The sequence below is a fragment of the Photobacterium sp. DNB23_23_1 genome, assembly GCF_052873815.1.
In genome coordinates this window covers 50,830-68,770 of the sequence record NZ_JBNNXT010000029.1, presented here as the reverse complement: position 1 = coordinate 68,770, position 17,941 = coordinate 50,830, and the positions used below count along the sequence as shown (strand labels likewise).

Genomic DNA, 17,941 nt, shown 5'->3' with positions numbered 1-17,941 from the left:
ATACATGGATGTGACTGAAGAACTTAACGAAAACAGGATGTTAAGTCTTCAGCAACAGTTAAAAGGAACATAGCGATGATTTTTAAAGCGATAATGATCTCAATTCAGAGCCAGTATTATTTTTTTGATACCGCCACAAGCGCTTGTGCTAAGTAACCCAAATGTTGCTCTTGCAGGCCTGCGATATTAATACGACCATCACCTACCGCATAAATGGCATAGTCATCGCGCAAACGACCGATTTGCTCAGGTGTTAGACCCGTAACTGAAAACATCCCTTTATGCTGTTGAATAAAGTCGAACTGATCCGATCCCAACGCATGGACCTCAGACACTAACCCCGCACGCAATGCCAACAAACGCTGCTGCATTTCACTCAGCTCTTGCTTCCAAGTTTGTGTCAGCGACGCATCATCCAGGATCGTCGATACCAAAGCGGCACCATGATCAGGCGGCATGGTGTAGGTTGAACGAGCCAGGTTAAGGATTCGCCCTTTCGCTTTTTGCGCTTCTTGCAGGGTGTCACCAACTAAGATTGCCGCACCAGTACGCTCACGGTACAAACCAAAATTCTTCGAGCAGGATGTCGCAATCACCATCTCTTCGATATTGTCAGCCATATATTGCAAGCCTGCAGCATCTTGATCCAGCCCGTCGCCAAATCCTTGATAAGCAATATCAACAAATGGCATGAAACCATTTTTATTGGCCAGATCAGTTATAGCCTGCCAATCGGCAAAAGAAATATCAGCCCCTGTTGGGTTATGGCAGCAACCGTGTAGCAATACCACATCTTTAGGCCCTGCTTTAGCCAGTTCCTGCAGCATTGCCCCACTGTTTACCTGTTTTGTCGCTGAGTCGAAATATGGGTAGTATCGAACCTTTAGTCCTGCAGCTTCCATCACGGGTTTATGGTTTACATAACTTGGATTAGATATCCAAACTGTCGTCTCAGGCTCAGCAAGATGAATCAAGTCAGCTAACATGCGCAGCGCACCACTGGCACCAGGCGTTTGTACCGCGGCAGCCCTTGCCTTAGCAGATGTACCGGTCAAAAGCAGATCCATCATCGACTGGTTGAACTGCTCGTTACCAGCAAGACCAACATATGCCTTCGTTTTCTGGCTAGCCTGTACTTGCTGCTGCGCGAGCTGTACCGCCGTCATGATAGGGGTCTCCCCCTGGCTATTACGATACACGCCAATACCAAGATCAACCTTGTTTTCTCGAGGATCGTCGCGATAAGCAAGAGAAAGCGATAGGATTGGATCTAACTGCGCCTCGGCAAGTTGCTTAAACATGATATAATTCCGTTTAGTTGTCGTTCATACCTTTCAAGCTACCACTTCAACCCCATTCCGTCATCATGAATTTGCAACATTTTCATTTTCTTTAAAATTCAATAATGTGAAGCTCATCGATACCAATTATTGATCCAGATTAAACCTTTTTAGACTTGTATGGCAGGCTGGCTATAAACACCTAAATTTAAAGTAGGACAGCTTCGTTTTGTATACTTAATTTGTTTGTTACAGGTCCTGCATCTTTAGTACATGTTGGAGGTCAAAATGAAAAACAGAGTCGATGTACGCACCCTGCTCAGTGTTTATGAGAAAATAAAAAGCCAAGGCCAGACCATCGAGTTTGGCAGCCAACTGGATGATATAAAGTGTACTGAGTCACCCGATGGCTATAGTGTCAGCCTGGCGGATGATAAAGTCACACTGGATATCAATTTCCACAATACCTATCACTTCCACACCATGAATGAAGATCCTGAATCGGTGATCAACCAAACGACCACCGAGTTCCACAATAACAACGAAGTACAAATACAGGAATTTATTGGCAAATTAGAAGAAATAGATAAGAACTATTAAAACACCCACATATCCTTTCGATATTGCGCAATTTCCCTTCCCCCTGAAGTTGCGCTGTTTTCTTACTATCTCGATCAGTGAGATTCTGACATCCCCCTGACAATATCATGACAGATGCCTAACGGATGATAACTAAGATATTTCTATTAACTTTTGCCACTGAACAAAAAACGTTCAACCGTATTCAGAGTTCATTCACCTTAGCAAAGTTATGCTTTAAGGGAATTCTGAGGGTTGCTCAAAATCTAATTGACAAACTATCTTGATGGGAATAATGTCATGCAACTACAACAGTTAAAAAACAATCAGGCAGATACCGTTCTTCTCGCATTGGATGAGTGCTACCGTAGACTGGAAAAAGCCGATATGTCAGCTAAAGACCTTACGCAGGCAGGATTTACATTAATGTTTAAGTCGGCTTATGAATCGCTTGCTAGCCAACAGCATTGATGAAGTCAACAAGCATTAAAAAAGCTCAAGTTCTTCAACTTGAGCTTAATCACATGCCGCTAGCATAAGAGACCTAGTTTTCCCAATCTCGATTCTGCAGTACGACACGATAACCATCAAGATCTTCAAACGTTTTCCCGACCTGCTCCCAATATGGGTTACTTGACTCAACGACCGAAAAACCAGCATCGATCATTTTCCGACAAGCCCGTTCCCAAGCCTGGCTGCAATCAACATAAAAAACTAATAAGTGTTCATGGCTGGGGGCTTGACCCACTACAGAACCAATCTTATGAACAAACTCGATATGATATGGGTGATGCTTATGCCCTAGAACGACACCATCAAAACCTTCGTAATCGTCAAATTGCTTTAATAAATCAAAACCCAGTGCCTGTCGGTACATGGCTGCAATTTGGGATACATTGTCTGTTGGTCTGACCACTCTTAATGTCGAATCTTGCGGTATCATATTGAAATTTAACTCCATTTAACTTGCTACAGAGTTAGTGTATTCCCCAGCCCCATCTTATTCAACCACGTTAATAATGATGGCGCATATTCCATGATATTAATCACATTTTGGAGCTTCCATACAAGCCGTTCTTGATTGAGTTCTTAAGTACAAGAGATACTGAAAGCCAAGCAACGTAGATATATACTAAAGTGAAAAGTGGCATCATATGCCACTTTTCATCCTATCTCAGTGCTTTAAATCTCCATGAGCTAACAAAGATAAGGCATCCGCAGAATATTTCTTAAAGCTAATGTCTGCCTTTTTCGGAGGGTAAACATACTTAATAACTTTCACAATATATTTTGCGACAACTTCACCACAAGGGCTTTTTTCATCATACCAAAATGTATCAATATCTTGTTTTTTCCCTATATCCCACTTCATATCAGTACGGACAAACTGATGATCTGCAGGGATTTGTAATAAATCACGGTACATAATCAGACTCCAATTTATTGTTTCACTGAAGCCATAATTCCATATTTTATTTATGGGCTTTTCTTCACATGTCACAATTTAATAAACAACCAACTACCGACATCACACTCTAAGCCCATACCGACAACCTACTGATACCCCAAAGCACCAGAACGCTTACCCCTCCTTACAATGATCACGTTATCGCTTTTGGACTCAGATCGCAGCTCAAAACATGATTTACCCCATAAGAAACCATCGACAAAAAACGTCTCTTCTGTCGGTTCCGTAAGCAGGTTTAATACTATTGTTTGGTTGAGTTTTGCATTGCTCTAAAATGCGACAATATAGTCAAACATCGGTATGACCCAATTGCCGGTCTCATAGCTGTTTGGCAATAAATTTATGCTGATCCGGTCAAAAACTTCAGCCACAGCCTAGCTGGGCTCTCTGGCAATAGCACTTCAAAGTGAACAACAGCAAGCACCAGAAAGCTTTACTTTTCAATAAATTCACTTGTTTTGACTCCAGAGCCACCCACTAGGAACTGACGTTAGCAATGGTTAAGTTAAAAAAAAGTCCAATTTCAATTTGCGGCAGGAGGAAAACACTTTTTTTTCACGCATTGTAGGTATAATAGCGCCAGTTTAATTCTCATCGGTAACTAATGGAAAGCTATGAGCAAAGTGTTTACCTTCCTAAAAGGGATGGCTATGGGAGCGGCTGATGTCGTACCGGGAGTCTCTGGCGGAACAATCGCATTTATTACAGGCATTTACGACACACTTCTTGAAAGCATTCGACGCGTTAATCCAAGCTTGATTGGCCTTTGGCGCAAAGAAGGGGTCAGGGCTGCCTTCAATCATATTAACGGTACATTCCTTGTCCTGTTGCTCTCGGGGATCCTGACCAGCATTTTTACTCTTGCTAGAGTCATTACCTGGATGCTTCATACACACCCTATCCCACTGTGGTCATTTTTCTTTGGCTTAATCATCATCTCAGTGATCCATATGTTCAAACAGATCACTCACTGGGGAGCTTCGCGGATCATTGCGGTGATTGCCGGCGCGCTTTTCGCCTACGGCATTACTGTTCTTCATCCGCTTACGCTTGAGCCAACTCACGTTAACATTCTACTGGCAGGCTCTATTGCCATCTGTGCCATGATTTTACCTGGCATATCCGGTAGCTTCATTCTGTTGCTACTGGGCATGTACACACCGATTCTTGGTGCAGCAAGATCACTGGATATTGTCACTTTAGGTCTGTTTGCTTGTGGTTGTGTTATTGGGCTTCTTACCTTTTCGCACATTTTGTCGTGGGTGTTGCGCAACTACCGCGATATCGCACTCACATTCCTAACAGGATTAATGCTTGGCACCTTAAGTAAGATTTGGCCTTGGAAAGAAACATTGACTTGGAGAACTAACTCCAGTGGCGAGCAAGTTCCCTTGATTGAGCAGAACTTGTCCCCTTTCAGTTTTGAACATGTAACTGGGCAGCCCGCTCTACTAGGCTATGCCGTTGTTGCCATGTTACTGGGAATCGGCATTGTGTGGGGCCTTGAGAAAGTAGCTGACAAATAGCCGCTCTCTGTTTCCCTAAAAAGGATACCGCTATGCACAGCACCTTTAGTCTCTTGACTAAGGGTGCTTTTTTATTTGCGTTGATTTACACAGCGAAACACACACTTTCATTCAGCTTGTTAGTATAACTTCCAACAACCAATACCAACCTACATAAGTGTTTAATCAGTCTTGCAGGTTAAAGATTAACCTCAATAAGCAGCTATGCCTGCTTATCAAATAAGCTTTAGTGAGTGTCAATTATGAAGAAAACATATTTCCTTTACCTAGCCCTCGTTCTGTCATCAGCATCTACACTAGCTAACAGCGTGTTGGACTTTCATCTTGCCACTGCTGGCGAAAAATCATCTGCTGCCACCTATCAGTTAACACTGGCTGAGGTAGATGAACTCACACCACTAGAAATGCAGTTAACTACCTCTGGTGACAAGTCAGCTACTGCAGCACATACCGTCCATAGTTTACCGGACACCAGCTCACAATCAGTGTTTGATTACCACTACACCTCTGCGAATTAAAAACGTAAGAAAGCCGCCTATGAAATTGGCGGCTTTGGGGAATTACGACTGTCAACTTGCAATGAGTTTTATCGTTTCTTCATTTGAACACAAGACAGTGATTAGTAGTGTTGGAACATCTTCTGAACGTCTTGATAATCCTGAGTTTGTGTTAACGAAAGCATCAGAAGAATACGGGCTTTCTGAGGGTTCAGTGAACCAGCCGCCACGAACCCATACTTATCGTCATCCACTTCTGCATCCAGGGTTGTTGAGCCTGAAGGCGTACGTGAACTACGCACAACCATAGTGCCATCTTTACTTGCCTTCACTAGCTCATCAAAGATGGTGTGGTACATGTTACCGTTACCCACCCCAGCGCTGACGATACCATCATAATTCGCTTCCATCATGGCTTTTACAGGTAACGCTGTTGCATTGGCATAGTTATAAACAATACCCACCTTAGGCAAGCTCTCTACTTTCGACACATCAAAAACGGTTTCTGTGGTATGCATGCGCTCTGGGCTACGCTGGTACTTCACATCACCATTGTGGATGTAACCTAGCGCACCGGTATTAGGTGATTGGAAAGTGTTAACGGCTGTTGTGCTGGTCTTGGTCACGTCACGTGCATCAAATACCGTATCATTCATCGATACGAGTACACCACGACCTGTCGATTCAGGATCCGTCGCTGTTACTACGGCATTGTACAAGTTAACTGGACCATCTGCGCTCATTGCCGTCGAAGGTCGCATTGCACCGACAAGCACAACAGGCTTGTCACTTTTTACAGTAAGATCTAGGAAATATGCTGTTTCTTCCATGGTATCAGTACCATGGGTAATTACGATCCCATCAACATCATCTTTTGCTAATAGCTCATTCACTCGCTTAGACAGTGTTAGCCACACTTCATCATTCATATCTTGCGAGCCAATGCTAACAACCTGCTCACCAGAAATATCGGCTAGTTTTGTCATCTCTGGCACAGCTTCGATCAATGCTTCAACACCCACCTTGCCAGAAGTATAGTTTGACTCCGTGCTAGATTGACCGGCACCGGCAATAGTGCCACCCGTAGCTAAAATTTGGATGTTTGGTAAGTCACCAGCAAAGCTCACTGAGCTTAAACACATACCCGCTAAGAACATACCTACAGAAACAGCATTCTTCTTCATTACTCATACCTTTTGGTTTTTTATTTCATCATTTAGTCAATGAGTAAGATACTATTCCATATTGATAATACTTTTGTGGCATACATCACCTTTTATAGTATTAAAAAAGTGATCCCAATTGCACATTTTGCGGCTGATCTCAATAAGTTAACTGATTAGCTATACCTTACAAACAGTTGCCAACAGCCAATCACAAGATTAACAACCTTTGACCTATGTAGCCTTTCAGAAGCATCACCTCCTCACAAAATTCAACATCCGCCCAATTTAACTAACCAAGATAGTGATAACATTCACAAATACTTGCAATTTAGATAGATGATACAGACAGTGGCACGCAGCAAACGTTACAAATATGTTCTCCTAGCCTTTCCGGTTTTTTGGGGAAGTTACAACTTTTTCCACTACGCCTACCCTGCCATCAAAGAAGCAGGGGTTCTGCTATTTACTGGCGCACATGACTCTTCCCCATCTCATTATTGCCCTTTGAGCAATGAAGCTTGTGAAATAGAGGGAAAAAGAATTTCGTTAGATAGAGCAACCATCAAGCCAATGGAAGCAGCTAGAATTCAAGTAGAATGGCCATCGTTACCTTCAGAAATCGATACCGTCGAGTTAACTTTAGAAGGAATGGAAATGATGATGGGGGTATACCGGCAAACTTTACAGCGCCAAACAGATAGCGATCGCTTCTCGGGAGAATTATTATTACCGTTCTGCGTGTCTGATGAAATGACTTGGCAAGGAAAAATCACTGCAACTGCCATTAGCTCTCAACAACCGATTTATATTTCAATAAGGATGATAAAGTGAAATATCAATGGATTATACTCGCATTTGCCTTAACAGCAGGGCTTATCACTAGCGTGATTGTTGATCGCCAATCTCCTGTCGCTCAAACCAGTGAACCTCTCAACCTCCTGAAAAGTGGTAAAGAGAATGTCGATTTGTATGACCCTAACGACCAACGTATCCGGGTTATCTATTTCGGTTACACCCACTGCCCTGACGTATGCCCAACATCGCTTGCAGTGTTATCTGCAGCATTGAAACAGATTGATGATCAACAAATAAACCAGCTCTGGCCTATTTTTATCACCTTAGATCCAGAGCGAGACACGCCAGAAAAGAGTGCGCAATATGCTCAGTACTTCCATAAAAAAATTATAGGAATGACAGGAAATGCAGCTCAAACTAAAGCATTAGCTGAAAAGTATGGTGTTTTATACATGCGGACAGAACTAGAAGGGTCGGCATTAGAATATGCGGTTGATCACAGCTCTTACTTTTATTTCCTTCGTGCTGATGGCACCTTAGTTGAAAAAGTACAGCATACCCTGAACCCGAATATATTAGTCGACGCTATCAACAGAGTTCTAGCAGAAGATAAGGTACCTGTATAAATACTGTATTCCGCGTAAATAAACCCGTCCAGGCGGGTTTTCTCATCTTTGAGAGAAAAAAATATCACTCTTTCTTCACTTTAAGCAGCAATTTGCGCAACTTCTGCCATAATGAATTTGCCGACTGGAAATTTAACAAACAGTCTGTAGTGGCAAACAAAGGAGAAGAAAGAAAAATGAACCGTTCATTATCTATCCTTACCGGTATTATTCTGAGTGCAACACTTATCGGTTGTTCTAGCTCAGATGAAGTTGATCAAATGCAGCAACTAACCAATAAAGTTGATATGCTTTCTGATCAGGTAGGCGCATTACAAAGCCAGCAAGATCAAATGGCTGGTGCAGTTAATGATGCTCGTGCAGCATCTGACGCAGCATACCAAGAAGCAATGCGAGCTAACCAGCGTATTGACAATATTGCTAGTTCTTATAGCAAGTAAAACTAAAGAGTGGCGCTTCTCGCGCCACTCTTTATTACCTTCAAGCCCCAACTACTTCCAAGAAGCTATACACTTTCCCTCTGACCGTCTTTATATGTTGTTTTGGTAACCCTGATTGAACTATTTTACGACGAATATTGCTTATATACATGTCAAGGTTTCGATCAAAAGGACTCAATTCTTTCTTTAGTACGGATTTTTGCAGTTTCGCTTTCGAAACCACAAGCCCGTTATGTTTAACAAGATACTCCAACAATTCACTTTCAGCCCCTGTTAATGGTATTCACCTTATCTGTTCCGTAATGCTAACATCAGTCGCACAATTAGTTCCGCGTTGCTTTTCTAGGCCAAATCCTCACATTGTTGATTTTATTCTAGCGAGCAACTCGGGGACTTGAAATGGCTTCGCCATATAATGATCTGCCCCAGCTTAAAGACCATCAAGCAATGACAACTCATCACCCAGCGCCCCGTTTGCATAATAATTGGCGTCGCAAAACGCTGACATATTCTTCGGGCCATCCGCATACCATCTATATTCGGTAACATAACATCCCAAAGCACCAGATCTACCGGCTGGTTATGAAGGTAGGCAAGGCCCTTTTTCCACTTTACTCAAAGTAAAAATCGTAACCCACCTCCCCAATCAAGAACATAATTAGGCTAACACTCACTAAGCGCAACCAAACCTGCCAGACGTCATATTTTATCAAGTAAAAATTGAAATTGAGCTACATCAAAAACCTCTATATTTCATGACGTTTTTATAGTTTTTTCATGAACCGAGGTATTGACTTTGCCGTAGCCAGCATGGGGATTAGCTCTCAACCATTTCCCACAGAGTTACTCACAAGTTTTGTGGATAATAAAGTTATCCACAACCCCCCATGACTTACTGGCTTGAGCACTGGTTAAATAATTTAGTCATGTTAAACATTCCAAAAAACTCATCTTTTCACACAAAAATAAGGATCAAATCTAAAAGCCATCAACAAAGCCTTTTTTTCAAAACAAAAAATCAACCAGAAGCATATGATGCCAATATATAAGCCGAATATAGTTATCAAACTCGAAAGCAATCGTTTTCATATCCAAGCTAAAAACAACAAACCCCAACAAAGTCAACACTTAGAAGAAATATATTATTTGGGTTGATATTTTTCATTTTTAAATCTGTAATATAGCCATAAAAGCGTTTTCTATTTTTAGATATATAAAACAAAACAATATTAAGTATTTGTATTTATAACGAATTAAATAAAACAAACAGAGAAACAACCAAAACAAACAAAAATCAGATTGACACCATATTTTCTTTTACTAAAATACGCGCCGTTTATCTGGAAATCATAACTATTATTTAAATGACGCTTGAGGTGCTTCAATGGCTGGCGACAACAACTACAGCCTAGGACCTGTGCCGCAGTCGGCACGTAAAGGGATACTTTCACTTACGATGGTGATGCTAGGATTAACCTTCTTTTCAGCCAGTATGTGGACAGGAGGCGCACTGGGAACCGGTCTTTCCTATCACGATTTTTTCCTCGCAGTTCTCATTGGTAACCTCATCCTCGGCATTTACACGTCATTCCTCGGCTACATCGGCGCTTCTTCTGGCCTCTCCACTCACCTCCTTGCTCGATTTTCTTTTGGCTCTAAAGGCTCTTGGCTTCCTTCTATACTTCTTGGCGGGACACAAGTCGGTTGGTTCGGTGTAGGTGTTGCCATGTTTGCTATCCCAGTGCACAAAGCAACTGGCATTGATACCAACCTTCTCATTCTGCTCTCTGGCCTTTTGATGACGGTAACGGTTTACTTTGGTATCGCGGCATTGATGATTCTCTCTGCCATCGCCGTTTCCGCGATAGCCCTGCTTGGTGGCTACTCTGTCTTCGAAGCAGTCGGTAGCACAGGTGGCATAGATGGCCTTAAAGCCATTGCACCTGAAAACCCTATCGAATTCTCAACTGCTTTGGCATTGGTTGTTGGCTCCTTCGTTTCAGCAGGTACATTGACTGCCGATTTTGTCCGCTTTGGTAAAAAGCCAATGGGCGCAGTAATGGTCACCATGACGGCTTTCTTTATCGGTAATTCACTGATGTTTATCTTCGGTGCCGCTGGCGCTGCTGCAACAGGCCAATCAGACATTTCAGAAGTGATGATTGCTCAAGGGTTGCTGATCCCCGCCGTTATTGTGCTTGGCCTAAATATTTGGACCACCAACGATAATGCGCTTTACGCATCGGGCCTTGGGTTCTCAAACGTAACGGGCTTACCGAGTAAGTATCTTTCAATGGCTAACGGCCTAGTTGGTACTCTGTGCGCACTTTGGCTTTACAATAACTTTATTGGTTGGTTAACTTTCTTGTCGGCGGCTATTCCTCCTATTGGCGGGATTATCATTGCAGATTTCTTGAAAAGCCGTCATCGTTACAATGACTTTGCAAATACCGAATTCAAAGCAGTTAACTGGGCCGCAATTTTAGGTGTTGTTATTGGTGTCGCTGCTGGCCATTTCTTGCCAGGCGTAGTACCAATCAACGCGGTACTCGGTGGCGCTATCAGTTACCTTGTTCTCAACCCGGCGCTAAATCGTGAAACTAAAGCTTGTGCAAGCAACGCGTAAGGAAAACGAAGATGCAATCCTCAAATATGCTAATAAAAAACGTCACCATCAAAGGCAAGGAAGGCCTGCATCAGATTCTGATTAACGACGGTAATTTCCACTCAATCAAGCCAATGGATGAGCAGATTGACTTTACTGGCCCAGTCCTTGACGGTGAAGGTGGTATGGCTATTGCGCCGTTCTGTGAGCCTCATATCCATCTAGATACAACCCAAACAGCGGGTGAACCTAGCTGGAACATCTCAGGTACCTTGTTCGAGGGTATTGAGCGCTGGGCTGAACGTAAGTCTATGCTTTCTATCCAGGATGTAAAAACGCGTGCCAAACAGACACTAAAATGGCAAATTGCCAATGGTGTACAGCATGTACGTACTCATGTTGATGTATCAGATCCAACGCTTATCGCACTTAAAGCCATGTTGGAAGTGCGTGAAGAAATGAAAGAATGGGTTGATATTCAAATCGTAGCTTTTCCACAAGAAGGCATTTTGTCCTACCCAAACGGTAAGGAACTATTGGAAGAAGCGGTCAAACTGGGTGCCGATGTTATCGGCGCAATACCGCACTTCGAATTTACCCGTGAGTACGGCGTAGAGTCGCTACATTATGTGTTTGAGCTGGCACGTAAGTACGACCGTCTGATTGATGTTCACTGTGATGAAATCGATGATGAACAATCACGCTTTGTGGAAACCCTTGCCGCATTGGCCCATAAATTCAAAATGGGTGAGAAGGTAACTGCTAGCCACACCACGGCTATGCACTCTTACAACGGTGCTTATGCGTCACGACTGTTCCGCCTGTTGAAAATGTCAGGTATCAACTTTGTCGCAAACCCACTGGTAAACATTCACTTGCAGGGCCGCTTTGATAACTACCCGAAACGTCGCGGTGTGACCCGAGTAAAAGAAATGCTGGCATCAGATATTAACGTCTGCTTTGGTCATGATGATGTTTTTGACCCATGGTATCCACTGGGTACAGCTAACATGATGCAGGTCCTCCATATGGGGCTACACGTTTGCCAAGTCATGGGTTACGACCAAATAAACCAATCTCTGGATTTGATTAGCGCCAACTCTGCCACAACGCTGAATATCCAAAAACGCTACGGTATCGAATTGGGCAATCCGGGGAACTTACTTATCCTTCCTGCCGAAAATGGCTTTGATGCCGTGCGCCGTCAGGTACCTGTTCGTTACTCAGTCAGAGCAGGTAAAGTGATTGCTGAAACACAGCCAGCTATTACCCATATCGAATTAGCTGAAGGTAAAGAGTCTGTCTCATTCCGTCGCTAAGTTTCTAAGCCGCTAAAAGATTTCAGCCACCCTACTGGGTGGCTGATTTGTTTTAGGGTAAATGACTTGTTTTCACCTACTGATAACGTCGTCTAAAATACACAAGCCCTAGCAAGCAGGCTAACCCCAAAATATGTACCGTTCCCCCACCACCCGACGATTCCAGTGCACAGTTATTGGGGCTGATCCCTTCAACATTCGGATTGCAGTCTTTATTAACCTCGTCGTCTTTGCTAGAGCCGTCGGAGTCGGCATCGCCAATAAAGTCGGGGGTTGATACCGGCGTATCAGGTATGGTACCGACAGTTTGTGCTATCCAATCATAATATGTACCGACCCGCGCATAAAAACCCGGCCTTAGGTATGCCCCGCACAGCGGGCTGCCCAGAGGCCCTCCGCTCACCACACCAATTTGCACCCAACGGCCATCGGCACCTTTTGCCAATAACGGGCCTCCGCTATCTCCTTTACACGCGTCCGGTCCGTAACCTTGGGAATTACCATCTTGGTCAAATACAAGATCAGGCGGCAAAGCACAAACCTTAGTCTGGTTGGCAGGGCTGTCTAAGATATAATGAGTGTCGTTGCCTAGCTCTAATCGGTTAAAGCACTCTGTTGTTGGTAAAAAAGAAAGCTTAGCGGCCATCAACGTCTCAGCAATATCAGTTCCGTCTTTATTAGTCGAGCCCCAACCTGATACCAGTACATTTTCAGGTCTTATCGTATCATCCCATTGCTCATCAAGTAGATTCTGAATTTCGCTGGCCGTATCACTCGTTGCCAGCGTTACCGGTGAAATTGCATCACTTGGAAAACGCCCTTTTATCCGAAGCAATGCGATATCATTATCCAGCGCGAGACTAAGCACTTCTATCGAGGTTGAACCATCGCTTTCGATGGTGACTTTCACCTCTGGATCTGGCGAATATTTCGGGTAGACAACAACATGAGTTACCGGATAAAGATGAGCGAGTTCGGTGACCTCGGTGGTGAGACTGCCGACCATTACGGCCAACTGATTAGGAGGCACGACACCGTATTTGCCACTAGCCTGTGGCTGCACGACACAGTGTGCAGCGGTTAATACCCAATTTTCGTTAACAACGCTGCCACCGCAAAAATGAGAAGTATCCTGGGTCGTATTTCTCACCGAAGCCATCCATGAGTAATCCTCACTTGGCTTAACCGGTTTTCCACCGACAACATAACTTGATATATCAGATGCAAAACATCCCCCTGCGACAAACAAAGGAAGCAAAGCTAGTCCTTTAAACCATTGCTTTTTCATTTCAATCAACTCGTGATGTAATTTTATGCTTCTGATAACGCTAACAAAACTAATTCCACAACGTTGATATCAATCATCTCTTTTGCGATGCGTGTAAAGAAACTAATCCGTAATAATGCAACAGCAACATAATAATTTAACGATGTTAAAATATTAAAAGCGAGACCGGCTCGCTTTTAATATCACCACTAATAACACAGTAACGTATTCGGCCTACAGACCAATGCTTGAGCAATTTACGCGTTCTATATCAAAATCAGCATAAGTATCACCTAACAGCTCAGCTGCTAGTTTTGGATAAAAACCATTGTCATATGCTGCTTTGACTTCAGCTATATCAATGGTATATAGCTTGATCCCTAGCTTACTGACTTCATCAGGCACACAAGCCGTATCACTTCCAGCCCCAAAGCAGACATCACCGCTTGTATCAATGACACCACAACCCGTATCTTCAATATTGATACCAAGTGAACCCAATTTATTGTCCAGATCATCTTCTGAACCCGCCGGAAACTCGTCTGGCAATGTAATCGGGTATTCGTTTTCAATACTATCAATACTGGTGTAACCTTCCGCTCCCCCAACGTCAGCACCTGTAACCGCAAAAACTTCCGCATTTCCCGACACGGTATTGACCACATCGTCGTCATCACACCCAATAAGTGCAAAAGCTGAAAGTAAAAAAAGTACCTTCTTCATATATATTCCTATTTTTTCTCAATAACTGCTTGTTTAGGCACTTTAATATTAGTCACAAGCCAATATCACCTATACATTTTCGTTTCATTTTTTTTACATGAATTTTGAATAAGGCTGTTTTTTGAACGTAAGTAAATGAGAGTATTGTGATCTTGATCTTGATTCCTTTCCTTCTCAGAATTAGATGGCATAATAAACAGAATAGTTACCTGTATGGTAGCTAACACCATTACACTTCCTTGGAATATTCCTATGAGCATTGAATCGATCGTTAAAGAGCGCTCTGGCGCTAAATGTGAACTGTGTAGTTCAGAAGACAACCTGAGCGTTTATGAAGTACCTGCGTCTCCTGATCAAACAGCGGGTAGCTGTGTGATGGTATGTGGCACTTGCCGTACAGAAATCGAAGACGCTGAAACCCTGGACCAAAACCACTGGCGTTGTTTAAACGACAGCATGTGGAGCCAAGAGCCCGCTGTTCAGGTAATGGCTTACCGTTTACTGAAGCGCCTTTCTTCAGAGACTTGGGCACAGGATTTGCTCGATATGCTGTACATGGAAGAAGACATGATCGAATGGGCAGAGAAAGGTATCGCACTTGCTGAGCTTGATGCGATTAAAACTGTTGACGTGAACGGTACCGCTCTACAGGCCGGTGACAATGTAACAATCATCAAAGACCTGCCAGTAAAAGGCTCAAACCTTGTGATCAAGCAAGGTACAGCTGTACGTGGTATCCGCCTGACTGACAACCCTTTACATGTTTCAGGTAAAGCGGCGGGCACCAATATGGTTATTATTGCTGCATATTGTAAAAAAATGTAATTAAACTGGCAGCCACGCTGTGGCTGCCAGTTCATTCCTCTGCTGTATTTTCTTCATCCATCACCTCATTTTATTCCTAACATGTTTGCCCTATAGGAAAAAACATGTTTAGATTAGCCACATATTCAGGCATATAAGCCGAAAAGCAGTTTTTTAAAGGCCAATATTTCTCTTTAGGCCAACAAGTAAAATTTTGTTCGTTAGTCGGGGAGCGCCGAGCGCTGAGACCACGTAGTGGGACCCGTTGAACCTGATCCATTTAATAATGGCGTAGGGAACTAGCTGCACTGCCCCTTTTCGCACCCTTTCAGGTACGATGGCATTAGCTACCTTACGTCTTTGATAGAGGTAACTATGTCAATTCCATCAAATACCCCAATTACTCTTACCATTGCTGGTTCAGATAGCGGCGGCGGTGCTGGCATCCAAGCCGACATTAAAGCTATCTCTGCAACTGGCGGCTATGCCTGTTCGGTAATCACAGCCTTAACGGCACAAAATACCCAAGGTGTCACTGGCATTCTTGGTATTGATCCTAGTTTTGTCGAACAACAACTGGATACTGTATTTTCAGATCTTGACGTTAAAGCCGTTAAAATTGGTATGCTGAGCGATGCCAATATCATCCGCATGGTGGCAAAAAAGCTGCGTCAATACCAACCTAAGTTTTTGGTTATTGACCCAGTAATGGTGGCGACTAGTGGTGACCTGCTGCTTGAGCAAGACGCCATCTCAACACTCAAATCAGAGCTACTTCCCCTTGCAGAAGTGATTACACCAAACCTCCCTGAAGCAGCAGCTCTTATTGGCTCTGCGCTTCCGGAAACCGAGCAGCAAATGTCTGACATGATTTCAGCACTGCGAGCTATCGGTGCCCGCTCAACCCTTCTCAAAGGTGGCCACCTAGAAAAAGATGACTTCAGTACCGATTTACTCATCCTCGAAAATGACGTTATTCGCATGAGCACACCACGAATAGCAACCCGAAATACCCACGGTACTGGGTGTACACTCTCGGCGGCTACGGCTTCCTTCCTTGCCCAAAAATACCCGCTAGAAGACGCAGTTCGACATGCCAAGAGCTATATCACTAAGGCTATCAAGCATGCAGATGAGCTACAAATTGGTTCAGGACACGGACCGGTAAACCATTTCTTTGCAGGCCATTTCAAACCTGAATAAGCATGGAAGCTAAACAAATAATGAATAACACTCTCGCCACTGACAAAGCAGTAGGGATGACAGTCAATGTTGAGCGGCTAACGCTTCGCTATAACGATGCAGAGCACCCACTGTTCAAACAGCTCGATGTTACGCTACCAGCAGGAAAATGGACCTGCCTGCTTGGTAAAAGTGGCTGTGGTAAAACCACCCTGCTTCGCCACCTTGCTGGTTTACTAGAAGATAATGTGACTTGGAATGGCAGTATCACTACCAGCAATACATTGCCACTTGATGGTAATCTTGCCTACATGGCACAGCAAGACCTGCTCTTGCCTTGGCTAAATGTCATCGACAATGTGTGCTTAAGTACACGCTTTGGTTCGTCAAAAAAAACCGATAAACAAAAGGCGGCGACACTACTCGAGGCAGTCGGCCTCGCGGATAAGTTAGATGCTATGCCTAACCAACTGTCCGGGGGTATGCGTCAGCGTGTGGCTCTTGCTCGTACATTGATGCAAGACAAACCCTTGGTGCTAATGGATGAGCCTTTCTCAGCATTAGACGCAGTTACGCGCCATAAATTACAGTCATTATCTGCAACCCTGCTTGCAGATAAGACAGTCTTATTAATCACCCATGATCCCCAAGAGGCGCTTCGTCTTGGTCATCACATTTATATGATGACAGGTATTCCAGCATCAATTAAACCATTACCCGTTCCACTGAATACTCCACCTCGGCAATTCGATGGTGAGCTCGCAGCTCTCCAGCAAGGGATCATCAATGAACTGGAGAGTGATTATGTCTGATCAATCCATCTCGTCCAAGTTGCAGAACCCCTTACTGGAGCAACAAGCCGCGAGTCAAAAAGCGAGTAAAGGCATTCAGTCTCTTGTCGCGCAGCAAATATCACGCTTCATTATTAGCGTTGCGATCATCATGGGGTTATGGCAAACCAGCGTCGTCATTTTTGAGCTTCCCACTTTTATCCTGCCGGGCCCTGTTGCCGTCTTCACCAAGCTCATCGAGCGTGCTGATGTTCTTTGGCACCATACGTTAGTTACAGGGACCGAAGTACTTTTTGGTCTTCTTTTGGGTCTAGCGATGGGATTATTTTTCGCCCTACAAATGCTTGTCTTCGAGCCTTTAAGACGCTGGCTATTACCGATATTGATCACCAGCCAAGCAATACCCGTTTTTGCCATTGCTCCTATTTTGATGCTTTGGCTAGGTTATGGCATAGCATCCAAAATTGTCATGGCCGCCCTGATCATCTTTTTTCCCGTCACCACATGTTGTTATGACGGCCTTCGTCACACACCTAAGGGCTACCTTGACTTGGCTACCACCATGGGGGCAACGCCTTGGCAACAGCTATGGCATGTTCGCCTGCCTGCCGCCTTACCCGCTTTAGCATCGGGAATACGCGTTGCTGTCGTTGTCGCACCTATCGGTGCGGTAATAGGTGAGTGGGTAGGATCTAGTGAAGGACTGGGATATTTGATGCTACAAGCCAATGCTCGAATGTTTGTTGATGAGATGTTCGCGGCTTTGTTTATCTTGGCATTTTTCTCAATCAGCCTGTACTTCATGACCGACCTTTTATTAAAAAAAGCCATTCCATGGCAAAACCAATAGTTAGCACCTACAAAAACGGAATG

General features: G+C 43.8%; 19 protein-coding genes, 1 pseudogene and 1 riboswitch. Of the genes and pseudogenes, 13 read left to right on the top strand and 7 right to left on the bottom strand.

All coding sequences use genetic code 11. The annotated features are described in order from the left end of the window. Positions 1 to 116: 116 nt before the first annotated feature. On the bottom strand, positions 117 to 1,301 hold the full coding sequence (locus tag ACVA53_RS17220; RefSeq protein WP_255044913.1) for an amino acid aminotransferase: 1,185 nt from the start codon (positions 1,299 to 1,301) through the stop codon (positions 117 to 119). Between the two features lie 267 nt (positions 1,302 to 1,568). Here ACVA53_RS17220 and ACVA53_RS17215 point away from each other — a divergent pair, with 267 nt between their 5' ends. Next, entirely contained in the window at positions 1,569 to 1,880 is a 312-nt protein-coding gene (locus tag ACVA53_RS17215) for a DUF3081 family protein (protein WP_255044914.1), read from the top strand. Between the two features lie 279 nt (positions 1,881 to 2,159). Continuing rightward, positions 2,160 to 2,330, top strand: coding sequence for a hypothetical protein (locus tag ACVA53_RS17210; RefSeq protein WP_446505754.1), 171 nt, complete (start codon positions 2,160 to 2,162; stop codon positions 2,328 to 2,330). A 73-nt stretch (positions 2,331 to 2,403) separates the two neighbouring features. On the opposite strand, the gene ACVA53_RS17205 is transcribed toward ACVA53_RS17210, so the two are convergent. Next, a complete protein-coding gene (locus tag ACVA53_RS17205) occupies positions 2,404 to 2,802 on the bottom strand; it encodes a VOC family protein (RefSeq protein WP_255045472.1) in 399 nt (132 codons plus the stop codon). 231 nt (positions 2,803 to 3,033) lie between these two features. Continuing rightward, positions 3,034 to 3,285, bottom strand: a complete 252-nt coding sequence (locus ACVA53_RS17200) for a hypothetical protein (RefSeq protein WP_446505753.1) — start codon at positions 3,283 to 3,285, stop codon at positions 3,034 to 3,036. A 656-nt stretch (positions 3,286 to 3,941) separates the two neighbouring features. Here ACVA53_RS17200 and ACVA53_RS17195 point away from each other — a divergent pair. Together ACVA53_RS17195 and ACVA53_RS17190 are read left to right on the top strand one after the other, a co-directional pair. Beyond that, on the top strand, positions 3,942 to 4,853 hold the full coding sequence (locus ACVA53_RS17195; RefSeq protein ID WP_446505752.1) for a DUF368 domain-containing protein: 912 nt from the start codon (positions 3,942 to 3,944) through the stop codon (positions 4,851 to 4,853). 242 nt (positions 4,854 to 5,095) lie between these two features. After that, entirely contained in the window at positions 5,096 to 5,371 is a 276-nt protein-coding gene (locus ACVA53_RS17190) for a hypothetical protein (RefSeq protein ID WP_446505751.1), read from the top strand. A gap of 101 nt (positions 5,372 to 5,472) precedes the next feature. Here the strand turns inward: ACVA53_RS17190 and ansB are convergent, their stop codons facing one another. Then, positions 5,473 to 6,534 carry an L-asparaginase 2 gene (gene ansB / locus ACVA53_RS17185; protein ID WP_255043192.1) on the bottom strand — a complete coding sequence of 354 codons (1,062 nt, stop codon included), beginning with the start codon at positions 6,532 to 6,534 and terminating at the stop codon, positions 5,473 to 5,475. Positions 6,535 to 6,864: 330 nt separating this feature from the next. Here ansB and ACVA53_RS17180 point away from each other — a divergent pair, with 330 nt between their 5' ends. The 3 genes from ACVA53_RS17180 to ACVA53_RS17170 all read left to right on the top strand — a co-directional run bounded on the left by ACVA53_RS17180 (position 6,865) and on the right by ACVA53_RS17170 (position 8,377). Then, complete coding sequence (locus ACVA53_RS17180) at positions 6,865 to 7,347, top strand: hypothetical protein (protein WP_446505750.1); 483 nt, start codon at positions 6,865 to 6,867, stop codon at positions 7,345 to 7,347. Next, positions 7,344 to 7,937, top strand: coding sequence for an SCO family protein (locus tag ACVA53_RS17175; protein WP_446505749.1), 594 nt, complete (start codon positions 7,344 to 7,346; stop codon positions 7,935 to 7,937). Before ACVA53_RS17180 ends, ACVA53_RS17175 begins: the two co-directional genes overlap by 4 nt. A gap of 176 nt (positions 7,938 to 8,113) precedes the next feature. Beyond that, entirely contained in the window at positions 8,114 to 8,377 is a 264-nt protein-coding gene (locus ACVA53_RS17170; RefSeq protein WP_036821101.1) for an Lpp/OprI family alanine-zipper lipoprotein, read from the top strand. Positions 8,378 to 8,417: 40 nt separating this feature from the next. Here ACVA53_RS17170 and ACVA53_RS17165 read toward each other — a convergent pair. Beyond that, a pseudogene (locus ACVA53_RS17165) lies at positions 8,418 to 8,956 on the bottom strand (response regulator transcription factor); the annotation flags it as partial. A gap of 805 nt (positions 8,957 to 9,761) precedes the next feature. Between ACVA53_RS17165 and codB the strand changes: the two are divergent. Together codB and ACVA53_RS17155 are read left to right on the top strand one after the other, a co-directional pair. Next, the gene (gene codB, locus ACVA53_RS17160) at positions 9,762 to 11,003 is read left to right on the top strand and encodes a cytosine permease (protein WP_255043188.1); all 1,242 of its coding nucleotides are present in this window, start codon (positions 9,762 to 9,764) and stop codon (positions 11,001 to 11,003) included. 11 nt (positions 11,004 to 11,014) lie between these two features. Then, a complete protein-coding gene (locus tag ACVA53_RS17155) occupies positions 11,015 to 12,301 on the top strand; it encodes a cytosine deaminase (RefSeq protein ID WP_446505748.1) in 1,287 nt (428 codons plus the stop codon). Positions 12,302 to 12,377: 76 nt separating this feature from the next. On the opposite strand, the gene ACVA53_RS17150 is transcribed toward ACVA53_RS17155, so the two are convergent. Continuing rightward, complete coding sequence (locus ACVA53_RS17150) at positions 12,378 to 13,589, bottom strand: S1 family peptidase (protein WP_255043186.1); 1,212 nt, start codon at positions 13,587 to 13,589, stop codon at positions 12,378 to 12,380. Positions 13,590 to 13,802: 213 nt separating this feature from the next. Further along, on the bottom strand, positions 13,803 to 14,291 hold the full coding sequence (locus tag ACVA53_RS17145; RefSeq protein ID WP_446505747.1) for a hypothetical protein: 489 nt from the start codon (positions 14,289 to 14,291) through the stop codon (positions 13,803 to 13,805). Positions 14,292 to 14,543: 252 nt separating this feature from the next. Here ACVA53_RS17145 and ACVA53_RS17140 point away from each other — a divergent pair, with 252 nt between their 5' ends. From ACVA53_RS17140 to ACVA53_RS17125, 4 genes are all read left to right on the top strand, one after another. After that, the gene (locus ACVA53_RS17140) at positions 14,544 to 15,116 is read left to right on the top strand and encodes a PhnA domain-containing protein (protein ID WP_255043184.1); all 573 of its coding nucleotides are present in this window, start codon (positions 14,544 to 14,546) and stop codon (positions 15,114 to 15,116) included. A gap of 195 nt (positions 15,117 to 15,311) precedes the next feature. Next, a riboswitch (TPP riboswitch) is annotated at positions 15,312 to 15,410 on the top strand. Between the two features lie 60 nt (positions 15,411 to 15,470). After that, the gene (thiD, locus tag ACVA53_RS17135; protein WP_255043183.1) at positions 15,471 to 16,298 is read left to right on the top strand and encodes a bifunctional hydroxymethylpyrimidine kinase/phosphomethylpyrimidine kinase; all 828 of its coding nucleotides are present in this window, start codon (positions 15,471 to 15,473) and stop codon (positions 16,296 to 16,298) included. A gap of 56 nt (positions 16,299 to 16,354) precedes the next feature. Then, positions 16,355 to 17,089 carry an ABC transporter ATP-binding protein gene (locus ACVA53_RS17130; RefSeq protein WP_373689565.1) on the top strand — a complete coding sequence of 245 codons (735 nt, stop codon included), beginning with the start codon at positions 16,355 to 16,357 and terminating at the stop codon, positions 17,087 to 17,089. Further along, positions 17,082 to 17,918, top strand: coding sequence for an ABC transporter permease (locus tag ACVA53_RS17125; protein ID WP_446505746.1), 837 nt, complete (start codon positions 17,082 to 17,084; stop codon positions 17,916 to 17,918). Before ACVA53_RS17130 ends, ACVA53_RS17125 begins: the two co-directional genes overlap by 8 nt. The last annotated feature ends 23 nt before the right edge of the window (positions 17,919 to 17,941 follow it).